Origin of the sequence: Vibrio sp. M260121, assembly GCF_036533715.1 — a bacterium.
GTDB lineage: Bacteria > Pseudomonadota > Gammaproteobacteria > Enterobacterales > Vibrionaceae > Vibrio.
The window spans coordinates 16,470-33,047 of sequence record NZ_JATABF010000053.1 but is presented as its reverse complement, the minus strand read 5'-3'; the positions used below and the strand labels follow the sequence as shown (position 1 = coordinate 33,047).

Here is a 16,578-nt window from a genome sequence, read left to right as displayed (position 1 = left end):
TAACTGTTGATGATGTCGAGGGCTTGAGAAACGTGCATAAAAAATCCGATAAACAGGGTCTATCGGATTTTTACATACAGGTAGGATCATTCAACTGATCTGCCGATTAAAGTCTTAACTGATCGGCATTAGCGATGAACGCTGCTTTTTTTTTATCTAGCTGATAGGTAAAAGGATAAATAACGTTACACTGTGACTATTGTTTGTTTTATCCGCTACGCAGTACATTCCAAGCATCACAGAGAATTCGAAACCTATCTGCATCACCGTTCTCTCGATCTGGGTGCCACCGTAATGCAAGCTTTCTCCATTGCTTACGAATATCTGTCCGAGTCGCCTCCGACCCCAACTCAAATAAACTCAACGCCTTCGCTCGGTCCAAATCGCTAGAAGTGTTTCCACCAATGTAGCGTTGATATCGACTCCAAAAGTCATTGAGCAGTCTACGTACTTCGCCCTCATCGGCTTCGTAATTTTTCCAATCAAGGTAGTATTCTCTGAGTGGATCATTGATGTCGATGCTGTGACGGGAAGCTTCAATTGCAGACATTAGCACAATGTTCATCGCTTCAACTTGTAGCCAACCGTCAGGGTAAAGTGTTTCTTGCAGTTGATAGAGCGCGTTCATCAACAAGAAATTGCGCTTAAAGAGGTCTTTATCCGGAGATGGATCTAACTGAGGAATATAATCGTGCTCACTGAGCTCTTGCGCGAGTGTGTGCACCTTCCAACTCGTTGGTTGTTTACGGAGAATTTCTAGAATCGGCCACAACAATGGGTTTTCCATGTATTGCTGTCCGTTTTGGCAAACGTCGAATTGTTCGTCCATGTATCCCCTAACCGTTTTAAGTACCTGTTATTAAAGCTAGTCAATTTGTACCATAAAGACAAAAAGGCTGACAGTCATAAACCATCAGCCTTTTGAAGGAGGATCTCGTTAGCTTAAATAACACCAAGCTCTCTTAGGCGTTCCATTAGGTAGCTATGCGCTGTGTAACGCTCAGATAGCACGGTATCTGGTTTTGGATGCAGGAACAATGGAAGCGAGATGCGAGACTTCTCTTGACGACCACCCGTTGGGTTAATCACACGGTGAGTCGTAGATGGGAAGTAACCACCTGATGCTTCTTGTAGCATGTCACCGATGTTAATGATCAAGTTACCAAAGTCACATGGCACATCTAACCAATCACCTTCTTTAGTCTTTACCTGAAGGCCCGGTTCATTTGCTGCTGGCAGAACAGTCAGCAGGTTAATGTCCTCATGTGCTGCCGCACGAATCGCACCTGGTTCTTCTTCACCCGTCATTGGTGGGTAATGCAGAACGCGCAGTAGTGTTTTATCGCTGTTGTTGATCATCTCAGACAAAGCGATAGAGAACTTCTCTTGAACCTCTTTTGGCGCGTACTCTTCCACCCATCCAAGAAGCTCTTGAGCAAAGGCATTTGCACGCTCGTAGTACTCAAGAATTTCTTCTCTAAGCTGCTCTGGCATTTGACCCCAAGGGTAAACATGGAAGTACTCTTTAATGTCTTTAACTGAGTGCCCCTTCGCGACTTCAGAAACTGATGGTGGAAAATAACCGTCTTGTGTTTCAACATTAAATTGGAAGTCATTCTTTTGTTCAGAGCAGAAGAACTCGTACCAATTTTTGTAAATAGACTCGACGAGCTCTTGTGGTATTGGATGGTTCTTAAGAACACCAAAGCCCGTTTCGCGTAGTGAGGTGACGAACTGTTGAGCAGCATCGTCAGCAAGATAATCGACAGTTTCCAGTTTCATGACTTTACTTCTTTTTTATTAGACTGAGCGATGAATTCTATGGATGGCCATGTTGTAAATCAAACTTTAATGAAATGTTTACGCGCAAACGTTTTATTGTTGAGCAGTTTGGCAATATATCAACATAAAAAGTAAGCATCTCCCCGACAAAATAAACAATTGCACACTGTACAATTAAGTGTAATCATAACCACAGTTTTCCATTGAAGGATCAATTTCTCTATGAAAAGTACTTCTACATTATTGGGTTTAACGATTTTCTACGCCGTTGTTTTTTTGTTTTCTGCCTTAGAGCCAAGCTCTCGCGCGGTGTGGTTTGCAGAGATCGTTCCTGCCATCGGTATTCTCATTGCCATTTGGGCGCTTTCCATTCGTTACCAATTCAGCAATACTGCTTATGTACTGATGTTTATCTGGCTTTGTCTTCACACCATTGGTGCCAAATACACCTTTGCAGAAGTTCCGTTTGATTGGTTCAACAACTTAATTGGCTCGGAGCGCAATAACTTCGACCGTGTTGCTCACTTCTCGATTGGTTTATACGCTTATCCGATTGCTGAATATCTAATTAATAAGAAAAAGATCAGTGTTGGATTTGCTTGTTGGTTTGCTTTGTTTGCCATCATGTCTCTGGCGGCTGGCTACGAGATCATCGAGTGGTGGTATGCGGAAATTGCAGGCGGTGATGAGGGAATTGCCTTCCTGGGATCGCAAGGCGATATTTGGGATGCCCAGAAAGACATGTTATGTGACACCATGGGGGCGATACTGTCGTTGCTTCTACTGACAACTCAACGTCGACTGGCGAAGCCACTCTAGATAAGGGTTAAAACCTTCTACAATTGGGACCTGTACGATCTGAGCCACCTCATATTCGTGCAGGTCTTTTATTTTGTCTTCGACCAATGCGTATAAGTCTTTGCGTGTTTTAATGATCAACAACCACTCATTATCGCTACACACTTCCCCTTTCCATACATAGTGGCTCTCTATCGCCATGGTCTGTATACAAGCTGCAAGTTGCCCTTCCAACAAACCTTTGATGATCTCGTCTCGGTTCTTCTGCGTGCCTGCGGTACTCAATACCATGCAGTATTCATGTTGTTCGCTCATAACTGACTCTTATTTCATCGTCACCTTGCCGCCAATCATCTTGTAGGCAGGTGTTCCTCTTACTAATGTGTCTCTTGCAAACTCTTGTTCACAATCTGGGCAAAAGCAAGGTGCGTTGGTGAAGTCTTCAACAATGCGTTCTTTAAAGCACTTCACTAATGCCCCTTTACCGCCTTTGCGATATTTAAACAGCTGCGTTTTACATTTTGCACAAAATATCTCGACCGTTTTGGTCGGTTGCTTCTTATTCGGTTTCGCCATCTTTCTCTATCTTCGGTTTTACCCACACGGTACTGAAATCAAACCAACCTAAGGCGTTACATTTGGCGTTTTGCAGGGCACCGCTGTGGTCTTTGTTCACGCCTAACCAACAGTGGAACATCGGGATCACTTGGCAGCTCTTTACCAGTTGTCGGCCTAACTCTCGGGCAGGAAAATCCGTGTGTTGCCCTGCTCTCCATCGATCCACCAGCGTTGACCAACCAGAGAAATCATAACCCGCACTAAACTTGTCAATATCGCTGTAATCCAACAGCCAACCTGCAAGTGCGTCGTTACGGTTGGTCGCAATACCCATTGCTTTGATCCAGATATCCACTTCTTCTGGCGAGGGCGGCTGAGTATCGTAACGAATGAACTCCACATCAATGCCATGTGGCTTGAGCAAGGTTTTGATCGCTTTAGCGATAACAGGAAACATAGGGTGTTTCTTTTGGTAAGCGACACAAATGGTTTTCTCTTTCTGGGGCGCGTCACCGGACACTGTCGGTTTAAGATCAATCCAACCAGGCTTTAATCCAAATGCTTGCAGCACTCCCAACTCAATGACCTTGTCTTGAGGAACATGGGAATACACTTGGTAGCTATTTAAGGTTTGACTCAAAAACTCCGCCCATCTTGGGTCTTTTGCTATACCTGTGTTTTTATTCAGTAGTAGAAACGTGCAGCCGGGGTCGAGCTCGACTTCATCCGTCGACGCTTGTTTATCCATTTGTGGCTTAGTCAAACTTGGGTACACCATCGACGAGTAAGCTTCGTCGATCACCCACACTTCAACTTGATCCAAGAGCGGACGCAAACCAAAGTAGCCATCAAACGCCGTCAGAATTAAGCGTTTGTCATCATTGACTTTAACTTGGAATGGGCCTGTGCCGATTGGCTTTCTATCGAATTCTTCTGAACGTAAATTGCTTGGTAGTAAAACTTTGGCTTGTGACTCACTCAATGCAAGTGGCAGGTACTTATCAGGCCGTACTAGGTGGATGTCTACCGTCCAAGGCTCTGGAGAGATGACCTTTTCTATGTGAGAGAACAAGTTGAGTTCGCTTAACGCCCCAATACTTTCGATAACGCAATCTGTCGTCAGCAGTTCGCCATTATGAAAACGAACCCCACGACGTAGATAGAAGCGCCAATGTGTGTCTGAAAGTGCTTCCCAGTAATGCGCTAAATCGGGTTGAAGCTGCTCGTTGTCGTCGAGTTTTGTAAGGCCACTAAACACCTGACGCGCGATATGCTGCTCTGAACGGCGCATTGGCTTTTGCGGGTTCAACATAGAAAGCGGTCTGTAATAAGGCAAACGAACGACCTGTTCACCTTGTCGATGTTGCAGACCTAAATAGCCCTGAATAACCTGAGTGAGCTTAGCTGCATCATTATCGAGCGCTTCAAGGGCTTGACCTATTTTCCCTTCGTCTAAGTAACGACGTGCAAGGTTCTCACTTACATCGCTACGATTGCGCTTGAATATTAGTTTAGAAAGCTTGCCACGACCTGCGGCAGGATGCCATTCGATCCACCCTTCTTCCTCTAGTTTATTGAGGACGATTCGAGCGTTTCGACGAGTACAAAAGAGTGCTTCGGTAATGTCTTCGAGTTGAACATCCGTGTCATTACCAGAAAATTTTTCAAACAGCGTTTCGAACTGAACGCGTAAACGAGGGCTACTCATAAAGAGGAAATTTTAGTTTTCATAACGATAAACTAAGTTTCCTCATTTTTCGTGAAAAGTGCAAACTCAGACGTGCAAATTATTGAATGTCGATACCAATTTCTTGCGCTAGTTGGCGTAATTGATCTTCATCGTCGAGTTTGATCGACCATTTCGTTTCCGCACCATGGGCTAAAACAACATTTGCTCCACGTCCAAGTAGCTGAATTGCATCAGTTTGTGCTTGCAAAGTAACCATCGCGCTACCCGTAAGTTTGATAACAATTTCACGCTGCGTTGCGATGATTTTTCCTAAAGAGAATTCAATGACCATATCAGTATTCTCTTATTGAACTTGTTTTTCTTTCGGATGTTTTACTGCGATCGTCAAACGGCTCGTACAAACCAAACGTTCGCGTTCATCGGTGATTTCGATTTGCCACACTTGAGTGGACACGCCCAAATGGACAGGTTTTGCGGTACCAATAACATGGCCACTGCGCATCGCACGAACATGGTTTGCATTGATGTCCAAACCAACACAGTAACTGCCTTCCTCTACACAGAAATTCGCAGCAAGTGAACCAAGCGTTTCTGCAAGTACAACAGACGCACCGCCATGCAACATACCCAATGGTTGGTGTGTAAAGCTGCACACCGGCATGGTCGCGCTTAGTGAATCATCAGTGAAATCGGTATAGACGATTTGCAGATGCTCCATCATGGTATTTTTTGACGTGGCGTTAAGAATGTCTAAGTTAATTGGCTTTTTCCAAATACTCATTTTTCGCTCTTATCTCGTCCCGTATCGCACTGGACGGTTTATCTATGAAAAGTGTGCCTAGCATAGTCCTGATCGCATCGCGACTTCAAGGTCAAACGCAAGTCTCAACGTGATCAACATAATGACTTAACGTTTCTTTACTAAGCGTTATACTATTGGTACAAAACAAAAAATATTTATATGGACCCCGCTATGAGAACATGGATTAAAGCCTCAGTACTTTTGACCGTTGCAGGTCTAACAGCGTGTAGCTCTTCGCCCACTGGCCGTAACCAAATTTTGATGTTTTCCGACCAAGAGATGTCTTCTCTCGGCGCTAAATCTTTTGATCAGATGAAGCAAGAAATTCCGATAAGCAAAGATAAAAAGGTCAACGCATATGTTCAATGTGTTGCCAAGCAAATTACCGATACGATCCCGCCTCAAGCAGGGTTTAAGAATTGGGAGGTTGTTGTGTTTGATAGTGACCAAGTCAACGCATTTGCCCTACCCGGCGGTAAAATCGGCGTTTACACTGGATTGCTGAAAGTAGCGAAAAACCAAGACCAACTTGCAACGGTTATTGGCCACGAAGTAGCACACGTTTTAGCAGACCATAGTAATGAGCGTTTGTCTCAAAGCCAACTAGCAAACGCGGGGTTGTCGCTAGCTAACGTGGCGATTGGTGTCTCTGAATACAAAGAGTATCAACAGATGACCATGGCAGCGCTTGGTGTCGGTGTTCAGTACGGCGTGATACTTCCTTATGGCCGCACTCAGGAATCAGAAGCCGATATTGTGGGTTTAGGCTACATGGCGAAAGCGGGCTTCAATCCAAATGAAAGCGTTGATCTTTGGAAAAACATGGCTGCTGCGGGTGGTGGACAACCGCCGGAGTTCTTCTCTACTCACCCATCACACAGCACTCGCATCAAAGACTTACAGGCAACCATAAAAACATTACCCGCGTCGAATGCGAAAGCACCAAGATGTGGTTAGTTTAAATGAGTAGTGAATACAGTTCTAAAAAATAAAGCTCCGTGATGGAGCTTTATTTTTTAGACAGACTTATGCTTTAAGTGCCGAGGATCTGCAGCGGCAAACTCAACAAGCTATCGCCTAACCCTGCGAAGTACCAAATGATTGCGATAAAACCGCAAACCGATACCAAGTACCACGCAAACGAAAACAGCTGACCATAACGTGTTAACGGCAATAAGTGGCTATGATGGCGAGTTCGCCATTCCATTACCACTTCGAGCATTCCCATCATCAATAAGAAACCAAGCAGTGTTAAGCCGAAAGTATAGCTGATGTAGATACCGAGCAACGCCGTGACAATACTACCGGCCAAACCTATCCATGTGTTCATTGAAAAGGTTATGCTTTTAAGTACATGCCCGCCATCTAACGGCAAGATTGGCAATAGGTTGAATAGGTTTAACAAGGCGTTAAATACGGCCAATCCTGCAAAGATCATCTCACCGGTCATCCAATACAAGACGGTGAACACAATGCTGAGCACCAAACCAAAGAACGGGCCCATGATGGAGATAACTACATCTTGCCAACGTGTGTTTATCTTTTCATCGCTTAGCGCTAAGCCGCCTAAAAATGGGATGAGATAGATGCCTTTGGTCTTCATACCGAAGTACTTCATTGCTCGGATATGGCCATATTCGTGAAAAATCAAACACGCCACCAATGCAAGGGCGAACTCAATCGAAAACAGCCATGAGTATGCCGCAAGACTTGCAGAGGCTAACGCCACCTTAATGACTTTCGCGCTTTTCAACGCTTTCATGCCGAGCGACACAATACCAATTAGACTAAAACGCTTTTCTGCCGGTGGCGGTTCTACTGGCACTTGGCGTTCAATGTCTTTTTCGTCACGAGTCCCTTCAACAACCAGTGAGTCATTCACTGTTGCTTGATACTTAAAATCAAATGGTTGCCAGTTTAGTTCACAGCTCAATTGGCAATGTAAAACGTCCTCTCCAGCAGTGAGCTTGAACTCATGCTGTGTCTTGCCTGAGTCATCATCGCTCGCAGCAATCTGCGAAACTAAGGTGTTATCCCAAAACAGTTGTTGCCAACCCGCCATAGAGCCTTCAAGCCTGAGCGACTTTCCTAAAAATTCAATGTGTAGTAATTCCAACGCGATTTCCAATGCGATAAACACAAAGTGCGAATTATGCCTGCAATGGCACCGAACGAAAAGCATGTTAACAACACGTATTTGATCGGCTTTTAATCATAAGATTTACAAAACAACTCTGGTCATACCATTCTTTACAAAAATATCACCATAATACATGGCCTTATTAATTGCGGTTTGACCTATGCATCAAATTTAAAACGCAATATACGTCTGATCTTTGACAAGTTAATAAACATACAATTAACATTATATTTACATTAAAGTTGTAAATCGAACCGATAGCAATTGGTGTAAAAGGCACACAACAAATACAAAGACTTCGGTCTAATATAATGACACCCTAGGAGGGTCAAGGATGAACAAGAAGCACTGCTCTCTGCTGACAATTTCAATATTGTTTGCGTGTAATGCCCAGTCTGCGGGCTTTCAGGTGGCCGAACACTCGGCTTCTGGTCTTGGTAGAGCATTTTCAGGTGAAGGCGCAGTAGCCGACAATGCGAGCGTATTAGCACGCAACCCAGCTGCGATGACACTTTTTAATGAAGCTCAATTTTCAGGCGCGCTATCTGTCGTCGATCCTGAAGTTAACGTCTATGACACTTTCCATAAAGAACACGCTAATGACGTTGCCCCACTACAAATCGTTCCGGCTGGTTACTACATCAGCCCGATCAACGACAAATGGGCTTGGGGTATTGGCATGTTCACTACCTACGGTGTCGCGACCGATTACCCAGATGACATTTCTGCTGGTGACATGGCAGGTGATACTTCCCTACTTTCAGTCAACATTAACCCGAATATTGCTTACCGCATCAACGAACAGTTTAGCGTTGGTGGTGGTATTAACATTGTTTACGCACATGCAGAGCTTACTCGCCACAAAGGCTCATTGGCGCCTTTATTTGGTCCTGGAAGCAAAAAATCTGACAACCTAATCGGCATGGAAGGTGATACTTTCGCTTTCGGTTGGAACATTGGTGCCCTATACGAATTGAATGAAAACAACCGTTTTGGATTCGGCTACCGTTCCAAAGTGGATTTAGACTTCGATGAGGGTGAATTCAGCAGCTATGACTCTGGCATCGCTAACGCGTCAAAAGTCGATGGCCGCTTACAAATCTCTCTCCCATCCATTATCGAATTGTCTGCATTCCATCAATTAAATGATAAATGGGCGATCCATTACGGATGGCAACAGACAGACTGGAGCACATTTAAAGAGCTAAAAGCAACCAGCAAAGACTGTGTTGATGGCGTGTGCTTCTTTAAACCTGAGAAATATGAAGACAACAACCGTTACTCCTTCGGTGGTACATACACACTAAACAATCAATGGACACTTCGCGCTGGTATCGCATATGACGAGCAAGCTGGTGAAGCAACATTGAGTATCCCTGATAGCGACCGTTTCTGGTACAGCGCAGGCGTGACTTATGCAATGAAAGAGAACCTAACCTTCGATGCAGGTTTTGCTTTTGTTAAGAGTAAGTCTGGCTCGTTCACTGAAACCAACGCAGCAGATCAAGAGATCACGTTTGATTCAGAAGGTACTGCATACATCAGTGCTGTACAGATGAACTACACCTTCAAGTAATTAGGATTAACGGAGTAAACCAATGAAACACACGTTTAAACTATCACTGCTTTGTTCTGCAATCCTACTTGCAGGTTGTGGTGACGATACCTCTAGCTCAGGCACATCTGATACCGTCACGTTTGAGCCAGCAGTTCAAGCGCTTCTTGACCGTAACACGTCGATTAGCTTTACCTTACAAGGCGCAGACGCAGACGTCCCTGCACCTTCTTACTTGTTGATGGATAGCGCAGACGGAACGCTTGGCATACCTACAGACGGTGATGATGCGCTGACAAACCCAGTAGCCTCAATGAACACGATGGATGGCTGGTCAACATCAATGCCAATCGTACTAAACTTCAACGGCGATGGGTTCGCTGATGGCCTTGTTACGTCAGGCGTTAGCGTTATTAAGATCAACCAACGCTTGACTGACTGGGATGGTGCTTCAAACCCAATTGAAAAAGTCCTAACCCTTGGCACAGATTTCGTTGTGCAAGCAAGTGGTAACTCGCTTTACATCCAATTCATGAATTCTCTTGATGAATCTGGTGAATACATCTTCGCAGTGACTCAAGCGATTCAGGATGTTAACGGCAACCCTATCGGCACTTCAGGCAGCTACGCGACAGGTAAATCAAAAGAGATTGTCTACGAGACTGGTGACCTAGCTTCAGTCCAAGCGGCAACAACTGCTGTAGAAGGCATTTTCGGTCTAGCGAGCGTGAACCCAGCTGACATCGTTTACTCCTCATGGTTTAGCACCCAGTCTGTCGGCGATACGCTTGCCGCAGTAAAAGGCGTGACAGCAACAGGCTTTGCAACAGGTGCAAATACGCTAAACACGGTTTACAAGAACGATGCGAATGAAGGTTCTGTCGATTTAGCAACAGCATACACAATGACATTGGGTACAACGCAAGACTTTGTTACAGCACTAGATGCCGATGAAGACTTCAATAAATACATCAGCGATCTTGATGCCGCTAAGACAGCGATCAAAGGTTTGTACGCTGGCGCAGCTGTCGATGTGAATGTTACTCAGGGTGTGGTGCGACTACCACATTACCTAGAGAAAGGCGCAGATTGGAACATGCAGCCTATGGTTTCTGCAATGCCTAGCCTAGCGAAGCTAAGTGCTGCGTTGGCGGATCCTGCAGAGCAAGCGAACATGGTTCAACAGCTATCTACTGGTGTCTTTGCTGATGATCCCGTTGATGTTACCAAGCTAGCAACCGATCCAACCGAACAGTTGAAACTGGTTGGCTCTACGCTGTTCCTATCAGACGGTACTCAACTCGATAGTGACCGCATTATTACTCGCTACTCTCCAGTACCAGTGGTTAAGTCACTAGAAGACGTTGAGTTCCTACTGTTTACGCCAAAAACTGGTACTCCTACAGATGTTGTGATTTACCAACACGGTATTACATCAGCCAAAGAAAATGCTTACTCTTTTGCGTTCAACATGGTGAAAGCCGGTGTTGCTGTTATCGCAATTGACCTGCCTATTCACGGTACTCGTAGCTTAGATGACCAACGCTCAGCAAATGCGGATGTACTGGCTTACCTAAACCTGTCTAACCTAGCGGTAGCGCGTGATAACCTTCGCCAAAGCGTGCTTGATGTTCTTGGTCTACGTGCAAGCTTAGTTGTTTCAGCGCAAGCTGGCCTTCTAGCAAGCAGCCCGCTTCAAGGCTTTAATCCAATGACGGGTTCAAAAGTGAAGATGCTTGGTCACTCATTGGGTGGCATCGTCGGTACTTCTGCTGTAGCTGCGGCGAACAACACATTAGGTAGCCCAACGGCAGACGCACTGTACACATTCAGCGGCGCATCAATTCAAAACGCAGGTGGCCAAATTGGTAACCTACTGCTTGGTTCGTCTAACTTTGGTCCACAGATCAAACACAACTTGGCTTATGCAGCATCAGCGGACTACGCTGATTACGCTGATGTATCTTGTACCGGAAAGTCAGACAAAGAGTGTTACGAGTTTTTTGAAGCAAACGCGAGTGCTGAAGACTTGGCTAAGCTAAACGCAGGCTTCTCTAGCTTTATCTACGCTGCGCAGACGACGCTAGATACGGTTGATCCATTTACTAACGCGAGTGACCTAATGGCTTCGGGTTCGCTATCAACACCATTCCTTATGACAGAAGTCGATGGTGACGATACTGTGCCAAACAACGTAGCCAATGCACCGTTTGCGGGTACTGAACCTCTAGCAGCGAAACTTGGACTAACAACTGTGAACAGTTCGAACACAACCGTGTCTCCTTCTGCGAGCTTTGTACAGTTCAATGCAACTGCGACACACAGTACATTCGCTTCTCCTAGCGGTACGTTAGCGGACCTAGACCATCATGTAGAGATGCAGATGGAAAATGCTGACTTCCTAATGGACGATATGCTAACGGGTGTAGCTAACACAGCTGTACTTAAGTAAGCATCGTTACCTAACCAAAGCCCAGTTTCGACTGGGCTTTTTCGTTTCTGTTCTATTCAAACCCACTCATATTTCCTCTGCTATAGTTATAACGTTGTCTTTGTCTAACTTATTTGTTTAAAAAGGAAAACTTTATGCGCGTATTGACCGTTATTGCTACTGCACTGCTTCTTGCCGCTTGCGGCAGCAGCCAATACCTAATGTCAACGAATGAAGGGAAAATCATTACCTCTTACGGCAAGCCGGACTTAAACGAAGATACCGGCATGTACGAATACGAGGACGTGGATGGCAAAGAAATGAGCATTTCGAAAGACCAAGTCGTGCAGATTATTGAACGATAAAACGACATGCCCTCTGGAAATCAGGGGGCACTTTCCATTCATTTTGAATAACTTTACCCTTCAGCAATAACATTCATCAATGCAACTGATTCATCATTCAAAACAATCAACACCCTTATTTATATTCTAGATATTATTTGTTTAGCCAATATTTTACATCTTCGCCTCTTTCAGGTTGGAATATTGTAAAATCTCGCCTTTAATTCTCTAACACCCTTTTATTTCTCAGGATAAAGTGGATAATACCGCCACCAAAAAACATTACTAAGGTGAGTCCTTATGTCTATCGAAGCTACTCTGCTTGCTCGCTGCGAGTCAAAATGTGAACTGTGTTCTTCTGAATCTCAACTAACAGCATTTGCTGTTCCACCACACGGTAACGTGACGGTTGATACTGCTATCATGGTTTGTGATAAGTGTCTTGGTGAGATTGAAGAGCCTAAAGACATTAACCACTGGCGCTGCTTAAACGACAGCATGTGGAGTCAGGTTCCTGCGGTACAAGTAACTGCATGGCGCCAACTTACTCGCCTAAACACAGAAAGCTGGGCTCAAGACGCTCTTGACATGATGTACATGGAAGAAGAGCAAATGAACTGGGCTATGAAAGGTATGTCGGCTGACGATAAAACTGTTGACTGCAACGGCACTGAACTTAAGAAAGGTGACGATGTAACAGTAATCAAAGACCTACCAGTTAAAGGTACAAACCAAGTAATCAAACAAGGTACTGTTATTCGCGGTATCAGCCTTGGTGATGACCCTAAACTTGTTTCAGGTAAGGCAAACGGTGGTCAGTCAATGTACGTGATCGCTGAGTACTGCCGTAAGAAGTAATCTCAACATTACTTTCGAATTAAACGGGGTTCCAATCGGGACCCCGTTTTCGTTTCTGATGTTCTGCACCTTTCGGTTAGCTAACTCGCTACTTATCTGCCCACTTACTCGGCCTATCTTTATCCTTTCGTCACTTTCGCTCATTGCTATTTTCATTTAAGGTTCAACTAGGAAGAATTTTGATGGATTGTAGTATGAAGAAGTTAACCATCCTTGACGGCGGTATGGGAAGAGAACTGAAACGCATGGGTGCCCCATTCTCTCAACCACTTTGGAGCGCACAAGCTCTGATTGAATCGCCTGAATTCGTTTACCAAGCGCATAACAACTTTATCCACGCTGGCGCAGAGATCATCATCGCCAACAGTTATGCCTGTGTGCCATTCCACCTTGGACAAGCTCTTTACGATCAGAAAGGCAGTGACCTAGCACGCTTTGCAGCCCAAATTGCTCGTGAATGTGCAGATAAGTCATCGACACTCGTTCAAGTAGCAGGTTGTATTCCACCAGCGTTTGGTAGTTATCGACCAGATCTGTTCGAACCCAAATTAGGTGAAATCATTTTCAGGACTTTGTTTGAAGCTCAAGAGGATTACGTTGACCTCTGGTTAGCAGAGACCGTTTGCAGTCTGGAAGAGCTAACGTGTTTACAAAGAGTGTTCGCAAGCAGCACTAAACCTACTGCGTATGCCTTTTCTTTAAATGATGACTCATTGGAAACCGCATTATTGCGCTCCGGCGAAACCGTTATCCAAGCTATTGAGCACATTGTACAAAGCGCAAATAACACCAATACCATCAGTGTTTATTTTAACTGTTCAGTACCTGAAGTAATGGCAAAAGCTGTCAGTGATGCCAAGGAAGTTTTAAACCAACATAAGCTCGATATTGAAATTGGGGTTTACGCAAACAACTTCACCGCAATCCAATCTAACCACGAAGCCAACAGCGCATTACAATCGATGCGTGAACTCTCACCAGAGGAATATCTAACTTTTGCGCAAGAATGGCATCAGCGCGGAGCTACCATTATAGGTGGATGCTGTGGTATTGGACCAGAACACATCAAAGCGCTTTCGGATTGGAAGGTATCCCTCTAGTTCGCTTATCGAATCTCACCCGCGACAGTCTGCACACGATTAAAGGTCCCTGGCTCAGTCACCCACGCCGCAACAGCATCAATGTTCTTGATGGGTTGATTGAGCTTAAACATCCACTCTCCGTTCTTTGAGCGACCTTGTTGCTTCTCTAACGCGACAAAATCATGTTCTAACACTTTCCCTCGGTTTTCACCGCGCTTAACCGGTGTGGTTTCATTACTTGAGAGAAACACAATGGTTGCGTCATACGTGCCATTCTCTTCAAATCGTAGAGTGAATTGGTTGCCAGAGCGCTCTAGTGATAGTGATTGGGCTTTCTCATTGTCGTTGTTGGGTAATACGCGCTTGCGCCAATTGAAAAAACCGCGCCATTCTTCGCTATCAACGACAAATGCTGGTGTATAGACACTCCCTACCGCGCCATAAGCACGATACAAACGTTGCAGCTGAGAGAATTCAGGCTTTGCGAATTTGTCTTTCCAGCCAAGATAGTCCCAATAGTCAACGTGGTAGGCAACAGGAATGTACTTTCCCCACAAATCAGGGTTCGATTCAAACGTAGAAAGGTATTTGTCGGCTGGTGGACAACTTGAGCAACCTTCGGAGGTAAACAGTTCTATCACTTGTGCGGGCTGTCCTTCATGAACCCAACTTTGTGTTGCTGAAAGACTGGTAATAGCAACAAGTGTAATCGCATTAATCATAGACAGCTCCTTTTCTTTGATACTGACTATGACCGTGCTAACGACAGATAGCTTTCAATGCGGTTTTAGATGTGGCGATTTCAGATACAAAAATGCCGGCGATCAAGCCGGCATTTCGAATTCGCTTTCCATTCAGATTAACGGTACATACCGATGTCTTTCTGAATGTGTGCAGATAGGTCTTCTGCGTAGTAGCTGCGAGGTGCAGAGTTGTCTACGAAAAGAATATCTAGTAAGTGAGCAATCAATCCTTTGAAGTTAACCGCGTAGGTCTTCTTATCCATAGAGGTTGGTAAAGCTACATTTGTCATTTGCATTGCTTGTGCCATGATTGCCTCTCTTTAAAAGCAGTAAATTGTTTTGTTGGTTGTATATTAGTCATTTTTTCTCTGAGCAAAAAATGACAAAATTTGGTTATTCAGATTAGTTTTTCTTATAAAACAAATCCGTTACAAACCATAAGAATACAAAACCCAACTAACTGCATATTTATTCAACAAGGCGAATCTTTAGTTGAATAACTTGGATTTACGCAGGTAAACCCAAGTTTATTTGCAACATTTAATTAACCAAAAAATCTTTTAAAGGATTTTGAATTTACAAAATACTTAAGAGTTTTGATTAGTAATTTTAACGCTAGAGCTATTGGTTTCTTTGTTCTTATAGATAGAAGCAATAACCGCTGTCGTCATCACTGTCACTAGGAAAGTTAATGACCAAGCCGTTGGGATTTCGTATTGCGTGCCAACCAGTAGCATCTTCACACCAATGAACATCATGATCACTGACAGCGCTGGTTTTAAGTACACAAACTTGTCCAACATTGCTTGCAGTACAAAGTACAGAGAACGTAAGCCAAGCAAAGCAAACACGTTAGCCGCTAATACCAAGAATGGTTCACGCGTTACTGCAAAGATTGCAGGGATCGAATCCAGTGCGAACATCACGTCCATCACCGCTATCACACCAACAACGATCAGCATTGGCGTTGCAACCCACTTACCTGCTTGTTTCAAGATCAAGTGGTTACCTTGATACTCTTCTGTCACTGGTAAGAATTTACGAATGAACTGCTCAGGGTATGGGTTCACCTCTTCTTCTTCGCCTTTATCTCGCGCCAGTTTAATACCAGTCCAAATTAGGAATGCTGCGAATAGGTAAAGCACCCAATGGTATTGAGCAAGTAATTGAGCACCAACTGCGATCATGATTGCACGCAGAACTAACGCACCAATAACACCCCACAATAGAGCGCGTGGACGCAAATGCTCAGGCACCTTGTATTGCGCAAAGATAATTGCAAACACAAACAAGTTATCGACACTTAACGATTTCTCAAGCAAGTAACCAGTTAAGAACGATATGGTCGCTTTTTCGTGTGTATAAACGCTATGAGGCGCGTAATAATCCCAAAAGAAATAGATAGAGCCTGCAAAGACAAACGCTAATAAGAACCAGAATACGCTCCAACCAATTGCTTTTTTCATGGTAATCACGCCGCCACGAGTCTGATAGATATCGAGAGCGACTAAAACCAAAGTAAATAGGCCGAATACACCGTACATTGTCAGTGATTCTTGCAGTGGAACAGACTGGGATAATTGGGTGGTATTTCCGATAAGAGACATGCTTCCTCCCATGCGGAAGGACATTATTCGGGCTGACCTTCCGCAAACAATACAAACCAACAGTCACATTACCCATGTGTCTGCTAGTCAATGAATGCGTTGGTCTCGTTGAAGTGATCACATGACGAATCAAGTGACACCTTTATTTACCGGATAAGCTGATGCTTAACGAGATGACGATAAATAAA

The 16,578-nt window shown here is 44.4% G+C and carries 18 protein-coding genes; 7 read left to right on the top strand and 11 right to left on the bottom strand.

What is annotated here, in order from left to right:
* Positions 1 to 208: 208 nt before the first annotated feature.
* On the bottom strand, positions 209 to 829 hold the full coding sequence (locus tag QTO06_RS22330; protein ID WP_041053053.1) for a DNA-J related domain-containing protein: 621 nt from the start codon (positions 827 to 829) through the stop codon (positions 209 to 211).
* A 113-nt stretch (positions 830 to 942) separates the two neighbouring features.
* Entirely contained in the window at positions 943 to 1,782 is an 840-nt protein-coding gene (locus QTO06_RS22325; protein ID WP_331409847.1) for an isopenicillin N synthase family dioxygenase, read from the bottom strand.
* A gap of 222 nt (positions 1,783 to 2,004) precedes the next feature.
* Here QTO06_RS22325 and QTO06_RS22320 point away from each other — a divergent pair, with 222 nt between their 5' ends.
* Complete coding sequence (locus QTO06_RS22320; RefSeq protein ID WP_005435133.1) at positions 2,005 to 2,601, top strand: DUF2238 domain-containing protein; 597 nt, start codon at positions 2,005 to 2,007, stop codon at positions 2,599 to 2,601.
* On the opposite strand, the gene cutA is transcribed toward QTO06_RS22320, so the two are convergent.
* The 5 genes from cutA to QTO06_RS22295 all read right to left on the bottom strand — a co-directional run bounded on the left by cutA (position 2,563) and on the right by QTO06_RS22295 (position 5,609).
* Positions 2,563 to 2,895, bottom strand: a complete 333-nt coding sequence (gene cutA, locus QTO06_RS22315) for a divalent-cation tolerance protein CutA (RefSeq protein ID WP_009704454.1) — start codon at positions 2,893 to 2,895, stop codon at positions 2,563 to 2,565. The two genes, QTO06_RS22320 and cutA, sit on opposite strands and share 39 nt — an antisense overlap.
* Positions 2,896 to 2,904: 9 nt before the next feature.
* Positions 2,905 to 3,156 carry a hypothetical protein gene (locus QTO06_RS22310; RefSeq protein WP_331409844.1) on the bottom strand — a complete coding sequence of 84 codons (252 nt, stop codon included), beginning with the start codon at positions 3,154 to 3,156 and terminating at the stop codon, positions 2,905 to 2,907.
* Positions 3,140 to 4,846, bottom strand: a complete 1,707-nt coding sequence (locus tag QTO06_RS22305; protein ID WP_331409843.1) for an SgrR family transcriptional regulator — start codon at positions 4,844 to 4,846, stop codon at positions 3,140 to 3,142. Before QTO06_RS22305 ends, QTO06_RS22310 begins: the two co-directional genes overlap by 17 nt.
* A 79-nt stretch (positions 4,847 to 4,925) precedes the next feature.
* Positions 4,926 to 5,159, bottom strand: coding sequence for a DUF3389 domain-containing protein (locus QTO06_RS22300; RefSeq protein ID WP_020196912.1), 234 nt, complete (start codon positions 5,157 to 5,159; stop codon positions 4,926 to 4,928).
* 12 nt (positions 5,160 to 5,171) lie between these two features.
* Positions 5,172 to 5,609 (bottom strand): hotdog fold thioesterase, encoded by a 438-nt coding sequence (locus tag QTO06_RS22295; RefSeq protein WP_199458408.1) that lies wholly within the window; start codon positions 5,607 to 5,609, stop codon positions 5,172 to 5,174.
* A gap of 192 nt (positions 5,610 to 5,801) precedes the next feature.
* On the opposite strand from QTO06_RS22295, the gene QTO06_RS22290 reads away from it, so the two are divergent.
* Entirely contained in the window at positions 5,802 to 6,587 is a 786-nt protein-coding gene (locus QTO06_RS22290) for a M48 family metallopeptidase (protein ID WP_331409839.1), read from the top strand.
* Positions 6,588 to 6,663: 76 nt separating this feature from the next.
* On the opposite strand, the gene QTO06_RS22285 is transcribed toward QTO06_RS22290, so the two are convergent.
* Positions 6,664 to 7,692 (bottom strand): site-2 protease family protein, encoded by a 1,029-nt coding sequence (locus QTO06_RS22285; protein ID WP_331409848.1) that lies wholly within the window; start codon positions 7,690 to 7,692, stop codon positions 6,664 to 6,666.
* Between the two features lie 412 nt (positions 7,693 to 8,104).
* Between QTO06_RS22285 and QTO06_RS22280 the strand changes: the two genes are divergently transcribed.
* The 5 genes from QTO06_RS22280 (at position 8,105) to QTO06_RS22260 (ending at position 14,058) form a co-directional block, all read left to right on the top strand.
* Positions 8,105 to 9,346, top strand: a complete 1,242-nt coding sequence (locus tag QTO06_RS22280; protein WP_331409838.1) for an outer membrane protein transport protein — start codon at positions 8,105 to 8,107, stop codon at positions 9,344 to 9,346.
* A 22-nt stretch (positions 9,347 to 9,368) separates the two neighbouring features.
* On the top strand, positions 9,369 to 11,777 hold the full coding sequence (locus QTO06_RS22275) for a VolA/Pla-1 family phospholipase (protein ID WP_331409836.1): 2,409 nt from the start codon (positions 9,369 to 9,371) through the stop codon (positions 11,775 to 11,777).
* A 134-nt stretch (positions 11,778 to 11,911) separates the two neighbouring features.
* Complete coding sequence (locus QTO06_RS22270; protein WP_005435119.1) at positions 11,912 to 12,121, top strand: YgdI/YgdR family lipoprotein; 210 nt, start codon at positions 11,912 to 11,914, stop codon at positions 12,119 to 12,121.
* 279 nt (positions 12,122 to 12,400) lie between these two features.
* Positions 12,401 to 12,958 (top strand): alkylphosphonate utilization protein, encoded by a 558-nt coding sequence (locus QTO06_RS22265; RefSeq protein ID WP_331409834.1) that lies wholly within the window; start codon positions 12,401 to 12,403, stop codon positions 12,956 to 12,958.
* A 194-nt stretch (positions 12,959 to 13,152) separates the two neighbouring features.
* Positions 13,153 to 14,058: a homocysteine S-methyltransferase family protein gene (locus tag QTO06_RS22260; protein WP_331409831.1), complete on the top strand. Its 906-nt coding sequence runs from the start codon at positions 13,153 to 13,155 to the stop codon at positions 14,056 to 14,058.
* Between the two features lie 5 nt (positions 14,059 to 14,063).
* Here QTO06_RS22260 and QTO06_RS22255 read toward each other — a convergent pair whose 3' ends face one another.
* The 3 genes from QTO06_RS22255 to QTO06_RS22245 all read right to left on the bottom strand — a co-directional run bounded on the left by QTO06_RS22255 (position 14,064) and on the right by QTO06_RS22245 (position 16,390).
* A complete protein-coding gene (locus QTO06_RS22255) occupies positions 14,064 to 14,762 on the bottom strand; it encodes a DUF1223 domain-containing protein (protein WP_331409830.1) in 699 nt (232 codons plus the stop codon).
* Positions 14,763 to 14,899: 137 nt separating this feature from the next.
* Positions 14,900 to 15,091, bottom strand: coding sequence for a hypothetical protein (locus QTO06_RS22250; RefSeq protein ID WP_005451745.1), 192 nt, complete (start codon positions 15,089 to 15,091; stop codon positions 14,900 to 14,902).
* Positions 15,092 to 15,370: 279 nt separating this feature from the next.
* Positions 15,371 to 16,390 carry a TerC family protein gene (locus QTO06_RS22245; RefSeq protein WP_331409829.1) on the bottom strand — a complete coding sequence of 340 codons (1,020 nt, stop codon included), beginning with the start codon at positions 16,388 to 16,390 and terminating at the stop codon, positions 15,371 to 15,373.
* Positions 16,391 to 16,578 lie beyond the last annotated feature (188 nt).

Bases quoted from the DNA above. Each gene is read 5' to 3' on its own strand.
- QTO06_RS22330 (WP_041053053.1), bottom strand. From the start codon at position 829: ATGGACGAACAATTCGACGTTTGCCAAAACGGACAGCAATACATGGAA.
- QTO06_RS22325 (WP_331409847.1), bottom strand. From the start codon at position 1,782: ATGAAACTGGAAACTGTCGATTATCTTGCTGACGATGCTGCTCAACAG.
- QTO06_RS22320 (WP_005435133.1), top strand. From the start codon at position 2,005: ATGAAAAGTACTTCTACATTATTGGGTTTAACGATTTTCTACGCCGTT.
- cutA (WP_009704454.1), bottom strand. From the start codon at position 2,895: ATGAGCGAACAACATGAATACTGCATGGTATTGAGTACCGCAGGCACG.
- QTO06_RS22310 (WP_331409844.1), bottom strand. From the start codon at position 3,156: ATGGCGAAACCGAATAAGAAGCAACCGACCAAAACGGTCGAGATATTT.
- QTO06_RS22305 (WP_331409843.1), bottom strand. From the start codon at position 4,846: ATGAGTAGCCCTCGTTTACGCGTTCAGTTCGAAACGCTGTTTGAAAAA.
- QTO06_RS22300 (WP_020196912.1), bottom strand. From the start codon at position 5,159: ATGGTCATTGAATTCTCTTTAGGAAAAATCATCGCAACGCAGCGTGAA.
- QTO06_RS22295 (WP_199458408.1), bottom strand. From the start codon at position 5,609: ATGAGTATTTGGAAAAAGCCAATTAACTTAGACATTCTTAACGCCACG.
- QTO06_RS22290 (WP_331409839.1), top strand. From the start codon at position 5,802: ATGAGAACATGGATTAAAGCCTCAGTACTTTTGACCGTTGCAGGTCTA.
- QTO06_RS22285 (WP_331409848.1), bottom strand. From the start codon at position 7,692: ATGGCGGGTTGGCAACAACTGTTTTGGGATAACACCTTAGTTTCGCAG.
- QTO06_RS22280 (WP_331409838.1), top strand. From the start codon at position 8,105: ATGAACAAGAAGCACTGCTCTCTGCTGACAATTTCAATATTGTTTGCG.
- QTO06_RS22275 (WP_331409836.1), top strand. From the start codon at position 9,369: ATGAAACACACGTTTAAACTATCACTGCTTTGTTCTGCAATCCTACTT.
- QTO06_RS22270 (WP_005435119.1), top strand. From the start codon at position 11,912: ATGCGCGTATTGACCGTTATTGCTACTGCACTGCTTCTTGCCGCTTGC.
- QTO06_RS22265 (WP_331409834.1), top strand. From the start codon at position 12,401: ATGTCTATCGAAGCTACTCTGCTTGCTCGCTGCGAGTCAAAATGTGAA.
- QTO06_RS22260 (WP_331409831.1), top strand. From the start codon at position 13,153: ATGAAGAAGTTAACCATCCTTGACGGCGGTATGGGAAGAGAACTGAAA.
- QTO06_RS22255 (WP_331409830.1), bottom strand. From the start codon at position 14,762: ATGATTAATGCGATTACACTTGTTGCTATTACCAGTCTTTCAGCAACA.
- QTO06_RS22250 (WP_005451745.1), bottom strand. From the start codon at position 15,091: ATGGCACAAGCAATGCAAATGACAAATGTAGCTTTACCAACCTCTATG.
- QTO06_RS22245 (WP_331409829.1), bottom strand. From the start codon at position 16,390: ATGTCTCTTATCGGAAATACCACCCAATTATCCCAGTCTGTTCCACTG.